Annotated in this window: 12 protein-coding genes; 11 read left to right on the top strand and 1 reads right to left on the bottom strand. The window is 49.0% G+C overall.

What is annotated here, in order from left to right:
• Window positions 1–304 precede the first annotated feature (304 nt).
• From HPY28_RS13180 to mglC, 9 genes are all read left to right on the top strand, one after another.
• Window positions 305–1,459: a HesA/MoeB/ThiF family protein gene (locus HPY28_RS13180; protein ID WP_017249782.1), complete on the top strand. Its 1,155-nt coding sequence runs from the start codon at window positions 305–307 to the stop codon at window positions 1,457–1,459.
• Window positions 1,460–1,495: 36 nt separating this feature from the next.
• Entirely contained in the window at window positions 1,496–2,734 is a 1,239-nt protein-coding gene (locus HPY28_RS13175; protein ID WP_173622613.1) for a PqqD family protein, read from the top strand.
• A gap of 75 nt (window positions 2,735–2,809) precedes the next feature.
• Window positions 2,810–3,295 carry a tetratricopeptide repeat protein gene (locus HPY28_RS13170; protein WP_173622614.1) on the top strand — a complete coding sequence of 162 codons (486 nt, stop codon included), beginning with the start codon at window positions 2,810–2,812 and terminating at the stop codon, window positions 3,293–3,295.
• Between the two features lie 69 nt (window positions 3,296–3,364).
• Window positions 3,365–4,969, top strand: a complete 1,605-nt coding sequence (locus tag HPY28_RS13165) for a response regulator (protein ID WP_174230718.1) — start codon at window positions 3,365–3,367, stop codon at window positions 4,967–4,969.
• A gap of 3 nt (window positions 4,970–4,972) precedes the next feature.
• On the top strand, window positions 4,973–6,736 hold the full coding sequence (locus HPY28_RS13160; protein ID WP_174224953.1) for a cache domain-containing sensor histidine kinase: 1,764 nt from the start codon (window positions 4,973–4,975) through the stop codon (window positions 6,734–6,736).
• Complete coding sequence (locus HPY28_RS13155) at window positions 6,733–7,719, top strand: substrate-binding domain-containing protein (RefSeq protein WP_174224954.1); 987 nt, start codon at window positions 6,733–6,735, stop codon at window positions 7,717–7,719. Before HPY28_RS13160 ends, HPY28_RS13155 begins: the two co-directional genes overlap by 4 nt.
• A 125-nt stretch (window positions 7,720–7,844) precedes the next feature.
• Window positions 7,845–8,891 (top strand): galactose ABC transporter substrate-binding protein, encoded by a 1,047-nt coding sequence (locus HPY28_RS13150; protein ID WP_174230717.1) that lies wholly within the window; start codon window positions 7,845–7,847, stop codon window positions 8,889–8,891.
• Between the two features lie 85 nt (window positions 8,892–8,976).
• Entirely contained in the window at window positions 8,977–10,494 is a 1,518-nt protein-coding gene (locus tag HPY28_RS13145) for a sugar ABC transporter ATP-binding protein (protein WP_174224955.1), read from the top strand.
• An 18-nt stretch (window positions 10,495–10,512) separates the two neighbouring features.
• Window positions 10,513–11,532 carry a galactose/methyl galactoside ABC transporter permease MglC gene (mglC, locus tag HPY28_RS13140; RefSeq protein WP_017249790.1) on the top strand — a complete coding sequence of 340 codons (1,020 nt, stop codon included), beginning with the start codon at window positions 10,513–10,515 and terminating at the stop codon, window positions 11,530–11,532.
• A 52-nt stretch (window positions 11,533–11,584) separates the two neighbouring features.
• On the opposite strand, the gene HPY28_RS13135 is transcribed toward mglC, so the two are convergent.
• Window positions 11,585–12,634, bottom strand: a complete 1,050-nt coding sequence (locus tag HPY28_RS13135) for a DUF418 domain-containing protein (RefSeq protein WP_174230716.1) — start codon at window positions 12,632–12,634, stop codon at window positions 11,585–11,587.
• A gap of 195 nt (window positions 12,635–12,829) precedes the next feature.
• On the opposite strand from HPY28_RS13135, the gene HPY28_RS13130 reads away from it, so the two are divergent.
• On the top strand, window positions 12,830–13,630 hold the full coding sequence (locus tag HPY28_RS13130) for a VanW family protein (protein WP_174224957.1): 801 nt from the start codon (window positions 12,830–12,832) through the stop codon (window positions 13,628–13,630).
• 101 nt (window positions 13,631–13,731) lie between these two features.
• Window positions 13,732–16,077, top strand: a complete 2,346-nt coding sequence (gene pcrA / locus HPY28_RS13125) for a DNA helicase PcrA (protein WP_174230715.1) — start codon at window positions 13,732–13,734, stop codon at window positions 16,075–16,077.
• The last annotated feature ends 212 nt before the right edge of the window (window positions 16,078–16,289 follow it).

Below are 16,289 nucleotides of genomic sequence, written 5' to 3'. Positions count from 1 at the left end.
GAAAATGGAAGGAAAATCCTATTGCATACGAAATAAATAGTCGAATATTACCAAAATATATAATTTTTTGCTAATATTTGTAGATTTATGTAAATTTATGAAATATAATGAACTTGTCTTAATTTTCGATCATAGAGAGGAGGAACTATCCATGAAAATCCAAGCGAAAAAAGTTGAAAGCGTTCGCACTACTGCAGTAGCAGCTTAATTCTCTTAAGAAGAGGGGGAATAGCACACGAGCTATTCCCTTTTTTTATCTAAAATGAGCCGGGTTAGCGAACCCCATTATTGGGAGGTGTTTTGTATGGAACGTCGTCCTTTATTTAAACCAGTACATCCCGTTTATGAAGTGACAGAGCAAATGATCCGCTTGGGAGAAGCTCCTGGCTATACCTTCGAATTGGAAGACGAGAACGGGTCCATCCGCAAGATGATCAGACTGATGGATGGCACTCGTACTATCGGTGAAATACATACATTATTGGTTGTGGATTACCCCGAAATTACGTATGAAGAAATATCGGAAGCAGTGGAATCACTGAGTGGATTGGGCTTCCTGATGGATCAGGCGAAGGAAGAGGCTTCCGCTCTGACTTCAGAACAAAAGGAAAGATATAAAGCGAATATCCGCTACTTCTCCTTGTTTACCGATCTCAATCAAAGTCCAAGCGAGCTACAGGAGCAAGTAAGTAGAAAAAAAGTGACGATCCTGGGAATGGGTGCCTTTGGCTCTACACTACTGGTCAATCTGGTAGGAGCGGGAATCCAGCATATCAAGCTCGTGGATTTTGATAGAGTAGAGCTCAGCAATTTGAACAGACAAATGGTCTTTAACGAGCATGATATTGGTCGCCTGAAGGTGGAAGCGGCACGTGATTTCATCGGAAGGCTTCATTCTGAGGTATTGATTGAAACGGAGACGCTGCAAATCAAGTCAGGCGAAGACGTGGAGCGGGTTATTGCCGGAAGTGACCTCGTGATGCTCGCAGCCGATCAGCCCTTTTTCTTTTTGCAGAGATGGGTGAATCATGCCTGCACCAAGCTGCAAATCCCGTTCATTGCCGGGGGATTCAACCTGATCGAAGGACAGTTCTTCATGGTAGAACCGGGCAAGACAGGCTGTATCGACTGCATGCATTTGCATCGTTCTACACAGATCGAGGACTATCCGCAGTTGATCCAAAGGCTGCTCGATACCAACTTTATTCTGCCTACCGCCACCATTGCCCCCAACACCATGATGATTACGGGAATGATGGCTTCCGATGCAATCAGGTATTTGACAGGAATCGCTCCGGTACAATCGGCAGGCAAATTTATCATTTTTGATTTCAACACGTTGGAAAAGAGCGTGTTTTTTGAGTGGGAGCGAAATGAAGCCGAATGCCCAACTTGCGGGGGCGGCAGCGGAACGGAGCCGATTTTTCATATCAAGAGAAATGAAGTGCTCGCAAAGTAAGGAGTCGTTCCTGTAAGAGAGGAAGGTGTCGGTCAAGTGAACATCTCAGGAGAGAGCATTCTCAAGATGCACCCGCTTGCGCGTCGGGCGGAAAACGAGGAAGAGATCCTCATTGGACGAACGGATATCAGCAATTTCATTGTGCTTCCGGCCATTGGTGTCGAGATCATCGATATGCTGGATGAAGGGAAGAGCATCAATGAAGTCGCGACGATCATGGAAGAACAGTTGGGCGAACCGGTGGATGTGCTTGACTTTGCGCAGGATTTAATTGCTTCCTATCAATTTGTGTACATGGCAGATGGAGAAGTTGTCAACGAGCCAGTACCGGTAGTAGATCATTTCTCTTGGATCAAGCAGGAGACGGGTCAGTTTTTCTTTAATCGTGTTGCCTTTGGATTATACGGTCTCTTATTTGTCACAGGTCTTTTGATTTGTGTGTTTACGGGCAAGTATATTCCGGTCTATTCCGATATTTTTGTTTCTTCTTCCGTGACGGTTTCGGTTGTGGTTTCTTTCGTGGCCACTTGGGTTTTTCTCTTTTTCCATGAGATGGCCCACTTAATGGCGGCCCGATCATTGGGAATCGGCAGTCGTATTGGTCTGGGGCATCGACTTGTTTTTGCTGTAGCAGAGACGAATATGTCCAATATTGTTCTCGTGGAGCCACAGCGCAGATACAGGGCGTTTTTGGCGGGAATGTCCTGGGATGCGATGTTTATGGGAATCGGTGTCATTCTGTTGTTTGCCAATGATCAAGGCTGGCTGACGCTTGTGCCTTTCATGGAAGCATTCATTCGTATGCTGAATGTGATCCTGCTCATGGCTTTGGCCTTTCAGTTCATGGTTTTCATGCAGACGGATTTGTATTACGTGCTGGCAACCAAGTTCCATTGCTCCAATTTGATGGTGAATACACGTCTGTTTCTAAAAGGGAAATTCCGTTCCTTGAGGCAGGATGAGCAGGAGGAATGGGAGTACGTAGCCGACCATGAGAAAAGAGTTATCCGCTGGTATAGCTGGGTCTACTTGATTGGATCGGTGTGGGGAATCTGGTTCTTTGTCCAGTATCAACTGCGCATGGCGGTCGATTTTATCTGGATCATCGGCGACGACATGAAGAACGCTCCGCTTCACTCGTGGGAGTTTTGGGACGGCATTCTGTTGATCCTGTTGGTTCTGGTTCCGTTTCTCATTTTGGGCTGGTCGTGGATGAGAGCGTACCGACAACGGAGAAGCGAAAGAGAGCGGGCAAAATCTTTGCAGGGCACATAAATTACGTCTTCACCTTGCCAAGTTGCCCTGTTACGCTAGGGGGAAGAGAGATACTCAGGCAAAGGAAGTGCTCACATGAACCCGATGATCCAAAATATCATTCAACTGCGAAAAGAAGGGCATCTGGACGAAGCGATCCAGCTTGCCCTTCAGCTCGTCAGCCAATCCCCGACTGATCCTGTCGCCCATTATCAATGTGCGTGGTGCCACGACGCAGCTGGATTGGAGAAGGAAGCCGTTCCCTTTTACGAAAAAGCGATTGAGCTTGGACTGTCTGTCGATGACGACCTGCAAGGGGCATTACTGGGTCTGGGCAGTACGTATCGCGTGCTGGGACTATACGAGCAGGCAGCAGCTACGCTCGCGAAGGGGATGCAACAGTTTCCCGAGGACCGTTCCTTTCCGATTTTTCTTTCCATGGCCTATTACAATCTCGGGAAGCACCACGAAGCCATGAATCTCCTCCTGAAAAACCTCGCAGAAACCTCAAGCGATCCTACGATTTTGGCCTATCATAAAGCGATTCTGTTCTATGCAGATGATCTGAATATGACGTGGTAGCGCCATAACCTTCCATTGGCAGGAAAACAGTCGCCTCCCGTTGTACAAATACAACAGCGGGAGGTGCCTATGTATAAGCTGATATTGGTAGATGACGAAGAAGATGTGAGAGAAGGGGTTAGCCAAGAAATTGACTGGCATAGCCACGGATACGAGGTGGTTGCCAAAGCAGAGAACGGCAGAGAGGCATTGGAGCTGGTTGAGAGACTGCGACCGGACGTCGTCGTAACCGACATCAAGATGCCCTTTATGAACGGACTTCAGCTGGCGGAGTCCATCGGGCGCGAGTATCCTGCCATTCGCATCATTATCCTGACTGGGTTTGATGAGTTCGAGTATGCACAAAAGGCCGTGAAGCTACAAATTGATGAATATGTGCTCAAGCCGTTTTCTGCGAGTGAGCTGATGGAAGCGCTGGACAAGGTCAAGAGACGGATGGACGAAGAGGCGGCTCATCGGGAAAACGTTCAGCTTTTGCGCGATAGCTATCGAAAAAGCTTGCCGGTTTTGCGGGAGGTTTTTTTATCATCTTTGCTGAGTCGTCAGCTAGTCCAGCACGATGTTTTTTCAAAAGCCTGCGAATACGGGATAGAGCTCAGGAGTCCCGAATATCTCGTGGCTGTCATCTGTGTCGACCAGCCCAAGCAGGAGGAGCAGCAGCTGTTTCTTTTTGCTGTGAAAAATATTGCAGAAGAGCAGCTGAACGCAGGCAAACAGGAGGGCATTGTGTTTCTCCATGAAGATCAGGTTGTGCTGCTCATGCAAACAATGGCAGACGACACGCAGCGAATTGAAGTGCGAACACAAAACATCGCAGATGAAATCAGGCGAACGATTGAAAAATATATGAGCATCACGGTAACCATCGGAATCGGCAACGTCGTGACAGATGTAGCAGCACTCCCTTACTCGTATGAGGACGCCAGGCAGGCACTCGACTACAAAAGCATCCTTGGCTGCAACAGGATGATCGTGATCAATGACGTGGAAAAGCAAGCGAGTGAGCAGATACGACTCGATGAGAGAAGGGAGCATGAATTTGTTCGGTGTATCAAAATGGGGACGAGTGCGGAGCTTCGGACCGTAATCGATGAAATGTTTGATCAAATAGCGGGTGTACCCATATCGATTGACGATTATCGAATTTTTTTGTTGGAGATTATGACGACGATTTTGAAGACGGCTCATCGAGCTGAGGTCGATATGGATCAGTTGTTTGGTGGGCAATACCACCTGTTGCAGGTCATGACGACTTTTACTGGTATGGAGGACGCACGCGTACAGATTACAGAAATTTGTGAGCGCATCATGGCAAGTATCGCAAGCGGACGGCAAACGACGTACAGAAGATTGATCACCCAGGCATTGGACTACACCCACAAGCATTACCATTCTCCCGACATATCCATCCACAAGGTGTGCGATCATCTGCACATTAGCCTCGGTTATTTTAGCGGTATTTTCAAGAAAGAGACGAAAACCACCTTTGTGTCCTATCTCCTGTCATTGCGCATGGAAAAAGCCAAGGAGCTTTTGCGGACGACCGATTTGAAGTCCTTTGAAGTCGCGGAGAAAGTAGGATATACCGATCCCAATTACTTTAGTTTCAGCTTTCGCAAGTATGCAGGCATGTCCGCTAAAGAGTACCGAAGTCAGAGCGAGCAGGAAGGTTAACCGATGAAAAGATTGCTCGCGGTGATCAAGGTCAAAAGGATTCAATTTATCATTACCACTTCTTTTACACTCGTGACGGTACTCGTCATGCTGTTTGTCGGAGTAATGCTGTACGGAAAATTTGCGCAGACAGCTGAGCAAAATGCCTATCTGCACACGCAGCAAATCCTGGAGCAGGTGAAATACAATCTGGACAGCTATTTGAATGGGATGACGCAAATTTTCGAACTCGTCGATGATAAGATCAGAAGAAGCAAGGGACTCACGGCAGACAAGCTGAGTGAACAGCTGGAGACAATCGTAGAAACGAGAAAGGACATCGTCTCCATCGCGGTTTTTACACGTGACGGAACGTTATTGGCCACAACTCCTTCCAAAGTACTGAGGAGAAACACTCGTTTGACCGAACAGAGCTGGTTCCAAAAGGCGATCGAGGACCCGACGAACCTGTCCTTTTCGCTCCCGCATATCCAGAACTTGTTTAAAGGGGAGTACACCTGGGTCGTCTCGATGAGTCGGGAAATTCTTCTCCACGGACCTGACGGAGAAATTCCGGCTGTACTTTTAGTCGATGTGAATTTCAAAGAGATCGATGACCTGTGCCAAAGAGTGGGCTTGGGGAAAAAGGGGTACGTCTACATCATCGATTTGGTTGGGAACATTGTCTACCATCCGCAGCAGCAGTTGATTTACGCCGGATTGAAAAATGAAAACCGTTCCTTGCCGCTGAAGCATTCCTACGGCAGCTATGTAGAAGAGACACAGGACGAAACGCGCTTGATTACCATCAAAACGATCGATCAGCTAGGCTGGAAAATCATTGGGGTGTCCTACATGGACGAGATTGTGACGACCAAAAAAGAAATCAGTCGCTTCATTTTTTGGCTGCTCATCTTTGTAATTGTCATTGTGCTGTTCGTGCTGCACTATCTCTCTGCGAAAATATCACGACCGATCAAGCTGCTGGAGCGATCCATGGAAAAGGTGGAGCAAGGAGACTTTTCAGAGAGTGAACCGATCCGGGGAAGCCATGAGGTCGAGCAGCTTTCCTTGCGTTTTCATCTGATGGTCGCGAAGGTCAGGGAATTGATGCACCAGATCATTTGGGAACAGGAAGCCAAACGAAAAAGCGAGCTGGAGGTGCTACAGGCACAGATCAATCCGCATTTTCTGTACAACACGTTGAACTCTGTGGTCAGAATGGTCGGCAACGGAAAAAACGAGGATGTCATCACCACGATTACTTCGTTGTCAAAGCTGTTTCGGATTAGCCTGAGCAGAGGCAAGAACATTATTACGGTGCGAGAAGAGCTGGAGCATGCGCGACATTATCTCATTATTCAAAAAATGAGGTACAAGCAAAAATTTGAGTACGAGATCGTGGTCGAGGATGAAGGTGAGGTGCTCAACTGTCTGACGCTGAAGTTACTGCTCCAGCCGATTGTGGAAAACGCCATCTACCACGGAATTGAGCATTTGGCTGATCCGGGCAGGATTCGTATATTGGCAGCACTCATCGACGGTAAGGTGTTACTCCAGGTAAGCGACAATGGCTTGGGCATGTCCCCTGATGTTCTTGCACAAGTAAAAGCTGGCTTTTACAAAAGCGAAGAAGGCTCGGGCGTTGGGATTCAAAACGTGCAAGAGCGCATCCGCTTGACCTTCGGCGAAGAGTACGGTTTGGAAATCGCGAGCGAACAGGAAGAGGGGACCGTTGTGCGTGTATGGATTCCGCGCCAACTTGCAGAGGAGCGAGATCGTTTATGAGGACAGCAGCGGTGAAACGATTTAGCGTATACGGACTGTTCTTTTTGGTAGCGGTGACGCTTTTCTACTCGTGCAGTGCTCCGCTTACGAATGGGGAAGTAGACAAGAAAAAGACAGTGGCGCTGATCGTCCGTATGAAGCACGGCGATTATTGGCGAACGGTCAAGCTCGGAGCGGAGATGGCTGCCAAGGAATATGAGCGAAACCTGAATTTTTACGCGCCGGACTATGAGGAGGATGCCCACAGGCAAATGGAACTGGTGCAGCAGGCAATTGCTGATGGCTCCGAGACAATCGTGGTGGCACCTAGTGACGAACAAGTCTTGCGAGAAGCCATCAAGCTGACAAGAGAGCGGGCCATCCCGATCCTTGTACTCGACACAGTCGGAAATGATTCAGCCGTCAAAAGCTACATTGGGACGGATAACTACGATATGGGCATGAAGGCATTCGAAAAAATGGTATTCCTGATCGAAAAAAAGGGACAAATCGCATTGCTCGGCACAGATCGGGTAAAGGCCAATGCCAAACAAAGAGAACAGGGCGTCCTCGATTTGCTCCCACGGGAAACGCAGGTTGAACTGGTGGCCAACGAAAATGTTCCCTTGGATAAAAAGCAGATCGGTGACTGGACGCGCGAACTGATCCGTAAGCATCCGCAGTTGAAAGGGGTGATTGCACTCGATGCCAGTACTGCGATCGGTGTGGCCGAGGAAATGGAAAACAGTGGACTGCGGGACAAAGTCAAAATCGTAGCAATCGACAGTCCGCCGGAAGTACTGGAGTATTTGCAGGAAGGAATCATTTCCGCGACGATCATCCAGAAGCCGCTATCGATGGGATATCTCGGGGTCAAGTACGCAGTCGAAGCGAGCAACGGTGAAGCCGTGCCCAGTCTGGTCGACACCGGAACAAAAGTAATCGATCGGGAGAATATGTTCTGGTCGGAGAATCAAAAGCTCCTTTTCCCCTTCGTTAAATAGGCCCCCGAAAAACAGATGAGAATTTTGATAGAAATGCGCAGGATTTTCGATGGAACACATTTGGGAAAACGCTTACATTTGGTGTATATCAGATGTAAACATAGGGGATAAAGGGGGATTATCGAATGAGAAAGCTGATTGCCACTACATTGGTGGCCGCTGTTACACTCTCGGTGGTTGGATGCTCACAATCAGGCGGTTCGCAGCCGGCAGCGTCGGGGGGAGGATCGGCTCCTGCGGGGAATCCCAAAATCGGAGTCGCCATCTACAAGTTCGATGATACGTTCATGACAGGAGTGCGCAATGCGATTTCTAAGGCCGCGGAGGGCAAAGCGGAAGTGGACATTGTAGACAGCCAAAATGCCCAGCCTACGCAAAATGACAAAGTGGATTTGTTCATTAACAAAAAGGTAAACGCCCTCGCCATCAATCCGGTGGATCGCACAGCTGCTGGTGTCCTTATCGACAAGGCGAAGCAAGCCAATATTCCTGTCGTCTTCTTTAACCGTGAGCCGATGCCAGAGGATATGCAGAAGTGGGATAAGGTCTATTACGTGGGAGCAAAAGCGGAGGAATCCGGCACGATTTCTGGGCAGCTGATCGTCGATTACTGGAAGGCAAACCCGGAAGCAGATAAAAACAAGGATGGCGTCCTCCAATACGTCATGTTAAAAGGTGAGCCAGGGCATCAGGATGCTGAGCTGCGGACGAAGTTTTCGGTGAAGGCGATTGAAGATGCAGGGATTAAAGTAGAGAAGGTCGCGGAAGATACAGCCATGTGGGATCGCGTAAAAGGGCAGGAAAAGATGGCAGCCTTCCTCGCAGCATCCGGTGACAAGATCGAAGCTGTTCTTGCCAACAACGACGATATGGCACTAGGGGCGATCGAAGCGCTGAAGGCATCCGGCTATTTTGCGAATGGCAAGTATATGCCCGTTGTTGGCGTGGATGCCACAGCGCCTGCACTGAAGGAGCTGGAGGCAGGAACCTTGCTCGGAACGGTCCTCAACGATGCGAATAACCAAGGAAAAGCCACCCTTAGTATCGCTGCGTCTTTGGCAATGGGCGAAACGCCAACGAAAGATTCCACAGGCTTTGACATTACGGATGGCAAGTACGTGTGGGTGCCCTACAAAAAAATCACCAAGGAAAACATGAACGACGCGAAATAAAAAAGCAGGAGAGTCGGTGAAGAGACGAATCCGACTCTCCTGTTTCGGTGATGGGGATGATTTTTGCAAAAAGGAGGGCATTCGCATGGACCAACATGCGTTTTTGTTGGAAATGAACCACATTCATAAAGAATTTCCAGGGGTCAAGGCACTCGATGATGTCACGCTAAAAGTCCGTCCCGGCACAGTCCATGCACTGATGGGAGAGAATGGAGCAGGCAAATCGACCCTGATGAAGTGTCTCTTCGGAATTTATCGGCCAGATGCGGGAGAAATCGTGTTAAACAATGAGCAGGTGACGATGAGCAGCTCAAAGGACGCGCTGGCACATGGCATCTCCATGATTCATCAAGAGCTGCATCCGGTGCCCTTTCGCAATGTCATGGAAAACATATGGCTAGGACGTTTTCCGGTCAAAAGAATCGGTCCTTTTCCGTTTGTGGATGAGAAAAAAATGCTTTCGGATACAGAGAAGCTGTTTGCTGATCTGGGAATGGACCTGAATCCGCACGCTGTAGTCCGTGACTTGTCTGTATCCAAGGTACAGTCGCTTGAAATTGCCAAAGCTGTCTCCTACCAATCCAAAGTGATTATTATGGACGAACCGACGTCTTCCTTGACGGGAAACGAGGTGGAGCAGTTATTTGCGATCATCCGCGAACTGAAGAGCAGAGGTGTCGCCATCATCTATATTTCACACAAGATGGAAGAAATTTTACGGATTGCGGATGACGTGACGATCATGCGCGATGGCAAGCTCATTGGAACATGGCGGGCGACCGAGCTGACGACAGACCTGATCATCTCCAGAATGGTCGGACGGGACCTGACGCAGCGTTTCCCGAGTCGATCCAATACGCCAAGGGAACCGATTTTGAAGGTAGAGGGACTGACCTCACCATTCCCCCAGTCATTTCAGCACGTGTCGTTTGAATTACGCAAAGGCGAAATCTTGGGCATAGGCGGCCTCGTGGGCGCACAACGAACAGAGCTGATTGAGGCATTGTTTGGACTACGCGCGGTGTCAGCAGGAAAAGTGTCGATCAACGGTCAGGAGGTACGGATCAAATCACCGAAGGATGCGAAGAAGTACAAAATGGCGCTCTTGACGGAGGAGCGGCGCGTCACCGGCATCATTCCTGTCTTATCGATTTTGGAAAATACGGTCATTGCGAATTTGTCCAGTTACCAAACCCCTTTTCTGCTCCTCAATGAGCGCAAGTGTAGAGCCGATGTCAGCCGCAGCATCGAGATGCTCCGCGTTAAGACTCCCTCTATGAAAGCACTGATCAAAAACCTGTCAGGAGGCAATCAGCAAAAGGTTCTGCTGGCGCGGTGGCTTTTGACTGATCCGGATATTTTATTGCTGGACGAACCTACGCGTGGGGTCGATGTCGGCGCCAAATACGAAATTTATACAATCATCGCGGAGCTGGCGAGTCAGGGAAAAGGCATCATCATGATTTCCTCGGAAATGCCGGAGCTGCTTGGAATGTCAGATCGGATCATGGTCATGTGCGAGGGGAGGCTCTCGGGGTTTTTGTCTGGCCCAGCGGCAACTGAAGAAGAGATCATGCGGCTGGCTACCAAACATCTTGCATGAGAAAGGAGGGGAAGAGGTATGTCTCAGTTGTCTGCTAAACAGGTGCAAGGCTTTGTTACGCAAAACGCCATCTATATCGTTCTGGTTTTGTTAATAGCGGGAATAGCGATTTACGATCCCAATTTTCTTTCCATTACAACGCTTCGGGATATTTTGATGCAATCCTCAACTCGCGCCATTATTGCCTTGGGTGCTGCGTTTGTTCTCATCACAGGAGGAACGGATCTCTCAGCGGGGCGAGTGGTTGGATTGACGGCTGTCATCTCCGCCTCGATGCTGCAAAGCCAAGATTATCCGCGGAGGTTTTTCCCGGATTTACCCGATTTGCCGTTGCTTATCCCCATTCTCATTGCAATTGCTGCGGGCTTGCTGGTTGGTCTGATCAATGGCATCATTGTGTCTCGTTTTAGTGTGCCCCCTTTTATCGCCACGTTGGGCATGATGGTCATTGTATACGGATTCAACTCCATCTATTTTGATATGGAGCCCAATCAATCGCAGCCAATTGCTGGACTGCGCAGTGACTTCAATCAGCTTGGGACAGGGTACATCGGCCCGAGTGGCCCGTATTCGATTCCGTATATCGTTATCATTGCGATCATGGTTGCGTTCATCGTCTGGGTGATTTTCAATAAAACACGGCTTGGAAAAAACATGTACGCCATCGGAGGCAACATGCAGGCCGCAACTGTTTCCGGGATCAACGTCGCTTTTAACCTCATGATTATTTATGCCATTGCTGGTGCCCTGTATGGACTCGGAGGCGTTCTGGAGTCAGCCAGAACAGGTGGCGCGACGAACAACTACGGCAACATGTACGAGCTGGACGCCATTGCAGCCTGTGTGGTAGGTGGAGTCTCGACGTCTGGCGGAATTGGTACCGTTCCAGGTGTGCTTGCGGGTGTCCTTATTTTTGGCGTCATCAACTACGGACTTACGTTTATCGGAGTCAACCCGTATTGGCAGCTCATCATCAAAGGGCTCATCATTGTGGCAGCCGTTGCTTTTGACATTCGCAAATACTTGGCGAAAAAATAGAAAGAGACCCCGGATCAGCTGTCAGGCAGCTTTTTCTGGGGTCTTTGCTTGTTTATTTTCGCAGTGGTGTGATTTTCATATACGTAAATAATCGCCATACCCACTCAAGTGGCCCCATGCGGAAGACAGCCAGCCAGCGTACACTAAATACCATTTGGACCACGTAGATACCGAGGCAGATCAGTGTCGTTTGCAAGTAGCCCAGATTGCCGAACCAATCGAACAAATAGCTTCCCACAAGGATCAATACGGTTTGTCCGACGTAGTTTGTCAAAGCCATGCGACCGTAGCTGGTTAGCGGAGACAAGAGCGTTTGGACGGTTTTGTTTTGCAAGAGCCGAATCAGGGTCGTTGTGTAGAAGGCAGCCATGACAAGACCTGTGGAGGTCAAGGCAATCGTGTAGTTCATCAAATGCTGTAGGGTTTCTTCTGACATGGTATCGTCTACAACCAGATTCGCTCCACCCATTGCTGGATCAGCAGGAGTCAGCCGGTATTGGATAAACAAGCCGATTAACGAAAGGATGAAGGTCACGCCCTGCACTTTTTTAATCACAGGCAAAAATCTCGGAATGTCCTGAAAGACCCCGTACTGCCCAACAGCGAGTCCCAAAATAAACAACGGAAGCACCAAAAGCGGCTTGAAGCCGGTAGCGCAGACAGCTATAGACAGAATAAGGCCGATGACCAGATTGGTTTTCGCCTTCAAACGATAAAAAGGCAGTAATATGAAGCCGAAGATGGCGTAGATGAAGAGCGCTTCGCCAGGGTGAAACATTTTATGCACAAAGCCAAGAGCGAGCAGCGCAATCAAACGCCGAATGAACAAAACGGTACTATTGGCCCCTTTTGCTTTTGCACGACTGATGAAAATATAGAAGCCCACGCCAAACAAGAAGGAAAAGATCACGAAGAAGCGAGATTCCACAAAGAAATTGAAAAACTGGAACAGCCAGTGGTCCACACTTCCTATCTCAGGTGTTTGTGCATACAGCAATGCCACGATGTTGACGAGGAGAATGCCCATTAAGGCGAAGCCCCGTACGGTATCTACTGTATCAATTCGTTGGTTCATGGTAGGTGCGTTTTCTTTCAATCCCATCACTTCCTTCTCTCGTTGTTAGTCGTCCGATCGCGCACTTTTCCTATCCTAGCTCATCCGGAGATGGAGGAGAAATGGCATATGCTTACGTCTCGCTTACAAAAGTGTAAGAAGTGAGGGGCTCTCCCGTATTCGACCGCAACTTCATCCCAAATTCTTGCGTCTATTGTAATAATCAGGAAGTCGGGGTGCGCAATGAAACCGATCGCACGGGGAAAGTGGCGTCTGGCAGCAGGCATGGCCTATTTTCGTTGGAAAAGGTATGTACAATGGACATTTGGTCAAACGAGGTTCGCTCATGAGAAAAGAAGCGAATGGTTGCGTTATGTCCATTATTCTCATCAAACGATTTTGTTACGCCCATTGCAGAACGTGGAAATGTGGATGCAGCACAACAAAGTGATCAATTTGCGTCTGGCGATTGCACGACTGAACGGATTGCTTATCCATCCCGGAGAAACCTTTTCGTACTGGAAACAGATTGGCAAGCCGACCCGTAGCAAAGGCTATGTAGAGGGCATGCTGCTCTCACAGGGACGCGTCACAGCTGGAGTTGGCGGAGGGCTTTGTCAGCTCTCCAATTTGCTGTACTGGATGACCCTGCATACGCCGTTGACAGTGACGGAACGACATCGTCATAGCTACGATGTTTTTCCCGATTCGAATCGGACACAGCCGTTCGGAAGTGGGGCAACTTGTTTCTATAACTATCTGGATTTGCAAATCGCCAACCGGACGACTCAGCCCTTTCAACTGCATGTCTATCTGACCGATACACATTTGGTAGGGGAGTGGCGTTCAGACATGCCACCGACACGGACGTATGTCATTATCGAGAAAGAACATGAGATCCATCCTTCGATTTGGGGAGGGTATGAACGGAAGAATGAATTGTATCGTGATGTTTATTCGCTGGAAGGAGAATGGGTGGAGCAAGAATGGCTGACGCAGAATCGGGCTTATTTGATGTACGAGCCATTGCTGCCGAAAGGATGATGTTTCCTGTTCGGGATACGAACTGGAACTCCACTGCGATCTGTGCGAAAATAGGAACATATGCTTTCGTCTAGGGAACGTGGAAAGGTGGATTTATACATATGTCTTTTGCAGATCGTATCACAGCAGGGCTGAACCCGGAGCAGCGGGAAGCAGTCCTTACAACAGAAGGCCCCGTCTTGATTTTGGCCGGTGCGGGTAGCGGCAAGACCAAGGTACTGACACAGCGTATCGCATACTTGATCAGTGCCAAACAGGTAGCACCTTGGAGCATTTTGGCGATCACCTTCACCAACAAAGCAGCACGGGAGATGCAAAACCGTGTGGCTGCCATTATTGGCGGAGCGGCAGCGCAGGATGCATGGCTGTCGACATTTCACTCCTTGTGTGTGCGGATTTTGCGCAGGGATATCGACCGACTCGGCATCAATCGTAGCTTTTCCATTTTGGATGCTGGTGATCAGCTGTCTGTCGTCAAGCAATGTTTAAAAGAATTGAACATCGATCCGAAGCAGTATGAGCCGCGTTCGATTTTGGCAGCGATCAGTGGAGCGAAAAACGAGCTGACCGATCCAGAAACCTATACGCGTCTTGCAGGCGATCCATTTGCACAAGTGGCAGCAAAGGTTTACACGGCTTATCAGAAAAAGCTGAGAAATAACCAGTCGCTGGACTTCGACGATCTGATCATGACGACGGTTCGTCTGTTTAAAGAAGTGCCGGAAGTCTTGGAGTTTTATCAAAAGAAATTCCGTTACATACACGTTGACGAGTATCAGGATACAAACCGGGCGCAATACCTTTTGATTTCCATGTTGGCAGACAAGTATCGAAATGTATGCTGCGTGGGGGATGCTGACCAAAGTATTTATAAATGGCGCGGTGCCGACATCTCGATCATTTTAAACTTTGAAAAAGACTATCCCGAAGCCAAACTTATTAAGCTCGAGCAAAACTATCGCTCTACCAAAACGATTTTGCAGGCGGCGAACCAGGTTATTGCCAACAACAAGCTGCGCAAGGAAAAGAAGCTCTGGACGGAGAATCCGGGTGGCGACAAGATCATGTGCTTCCAGGGTGATTCCGAGCATGACGAGTCGTATTTTATTGTCGATACGATTCGCAAGCAGATGGCACAGTACAAGCGCTACGACAAATTTGCAGTCCTGTATCGGACGAATGCACAGTCCCGTGTGGTCGAGGAAGTGTTCATCAAGTCGAACATTCCGTACACCATCGTCGGCGGAACCAAGTTCTACGATCGCAAAGAGATCAAAGACATCTTGGCTTATTTGCGTCTCATCTCCAATCCGGATGACGATATCAGCTTGCAGCGCATTATCAACGTACCGAAGCGTAATATCGGGGATACGACAGTAGATAAGCTACAAGCGTATGCGAACGCAAATGGTCAGTCCCTTTTCCAAGCGATTCAGGAGACGGCTTATATGGGGCTGCCTTCACGTACGACGAATGCGATCCTGTCCTTTAATGATCTCATCTCGAATGTGATGCAAATGACCGATTACTTGAGTGTGACTGAGCTGGTGGAAGAAGTGCTGAAGCGCTCTGGATACCGCGATTCTTTAAAAGAAGAAAAAACGCTGGAAGCACAGGCGCGTCTGGAGAATATCGAGGAGTTCCTGTCTGTAACCCAGGAGTTCGAGCGCAAAAATGAAGACAAGAGCTTGCTAGCCTTCCTGACTGACCTCGCGTTGGTGGCAGACATCGATTCCTTGGGAGAAGATGGTGCTCAGGAGGAAGTATCGGCAGATGGGCAGGTTGTATTAATGACCTTGCATAGCGCCAAAGGGCTGGAGTTTCCTGTCGTGTTCCTGGTTGGTTGCGAGGAAGGTGTCTTCCCGCATAGTCGCTCTTTGTTTGACGATACCGAGATGGAGGAAGAGCGCCGACTGGCTTACGTGGGAATTACACGGGCGGAGGAACGTCTGTACATGACTTGTGCCCGTATGCGGACGTTGTTCGGACGGACCAATGTGAATGCGCCGTCTCGTTTCCTGCAAGAAATTCCGGCTGAGCTGTTGGAAGGAAATCCAGCGACAGCGGACCGAAGCTTCGGCGGTGGACGAAGCAGTGCATTTGGACAGCGTGATGGCAGTGCGTTCGGACGTGACACGGGAGCGAGACCGTTTGGAGCGTCTTCCTCACAAGCAGGCTCTGCTCCGAAATTTGGCATGGGTCAGCGAACCGCAAGCAGCACACCTGCTACGTTTACCCGTCCAGCGGGTGAAAAACTGCCTGGTCACGGTCAAGGAGCAGGCGTTGATTGGAAGGTTGGCGACAGAGTAGCACATGGCAAATGGGGCAACGGTACGGTCGTCAAAGTAAAAGGAACGGGCGACGACATGGAGCTCGACATTGCATTCCCAAGCCCGACTGGCATTAAAAAGCTATTAGCGAAGTTCGCTCCTATTCAAAAAGGATAGTGTGCAAATGCAAATACAGCCAATCGCAAAAATGGTAGTTCAAAAAGTCGTCTTTTGATCACGAAGCAGTCCGGGAAGCTTATTCGCATCGATAATGGCGTTCACCTTCGAAGTCCGGTGCTCATGTAGGGACCTACACTCCGCTCCTCCTTCGTACGGTTCTCACCATTATCTCGGTGCTGAAAAGCCAACTTTTTGAACAGGTAAGAGTA

Origin of the sequence: Brevibacillus sp. HB1.2 (genome assembly GCF_013332495.1) — a bacterium.
Lineage (GTDB): Bacteria > Bacillota > Bacilli > Brevibacillales > Brevibacillaceae > Brevibacillus > Brevibacillus porteri.
This window is presented reverse-complemented; position numbering and strand designations above follow the sequence as displayed.

Excerpts from the sequence above, each read along its gene's own strand:
- HPY28_RS13180 (WP_017249782.1), top strand. The coding sequence starts at position 305 with ATGGAACGTCGTCCTTTATTTAAACCAGTACATCCCGTTTATGAAGTG.
- HPY28_RS13170 (WP_173622614.1), top strand. The coding sequence starts at position 2,810 with ATGAACCCGATGATCCAAAATATCATTCAACTGCGAAAAGAAGGGCAT.
- HPY28_RS13165 (WP_174230718.1), top strand. The coding sequence starts at position 3,365 with ATGTATAAGCTGATATTGGTAGATGACGAAGAAGATGTGAGAGAAGGG.
- HPY28_RS13160 (WP_174224953.1), top strand. The coding sequence starts at position 4,973 with ATGAAAAGATTGCTCGCGGTGATCAAGGTCAAAAGGATTCAATTTATC.
- HPY28_RS13155 (WP_174224954.1), top strand. The coding sequence starts at position 6,733 with ATGAGGACAGCAGCGGTGAAACGATTTAGCGTATACGGACTGTTCTTT.
- HPY28_RS13150 (WP_174230717.1), top strand. The coding sequence starts at position 7,845 with ATGAGAAAGCTGATTGCCACTACATTGGTGGCCGCTGTTACACTCTCG.
- HPY28_RS13145 (WP_174224955.1), top strand. The coding sequence starts at position 8,977 with ATGGACCAACATGCGTTTTTGTTGGAAATGAACCACATTCATAAAGAA.
- mglC (WP_017249790.1), top strand. The coding sequence starts at position 10,513 with ATGTCTCAGTTGTCTGCTAAACAGGTGCAAGGCTTTGTTACGCAAAAC.
- HPY28_RS13135 (WP_174230716.1), bottom strand. The coding sequence starts at position 12,634 with ATGGGATTGAAAGAAAACGCACCTACCATGAACCAACGAATTGATACA.
- HPY28_RS13130 (WP_174224957.1), top strand. The coding sequence starts at position 12,830 with ATGAAACCGATCGCACGGGGAAAGTGGCGTCTGGCAGCAGGCATGGCC.
- pcrA (WP_174230715.1), top strand. The coding sequence starts at position 13,732 with ATGTCTTTTGCAGATCGTATCACAGCAGGGCTGAACCCGGAGCAGCGG.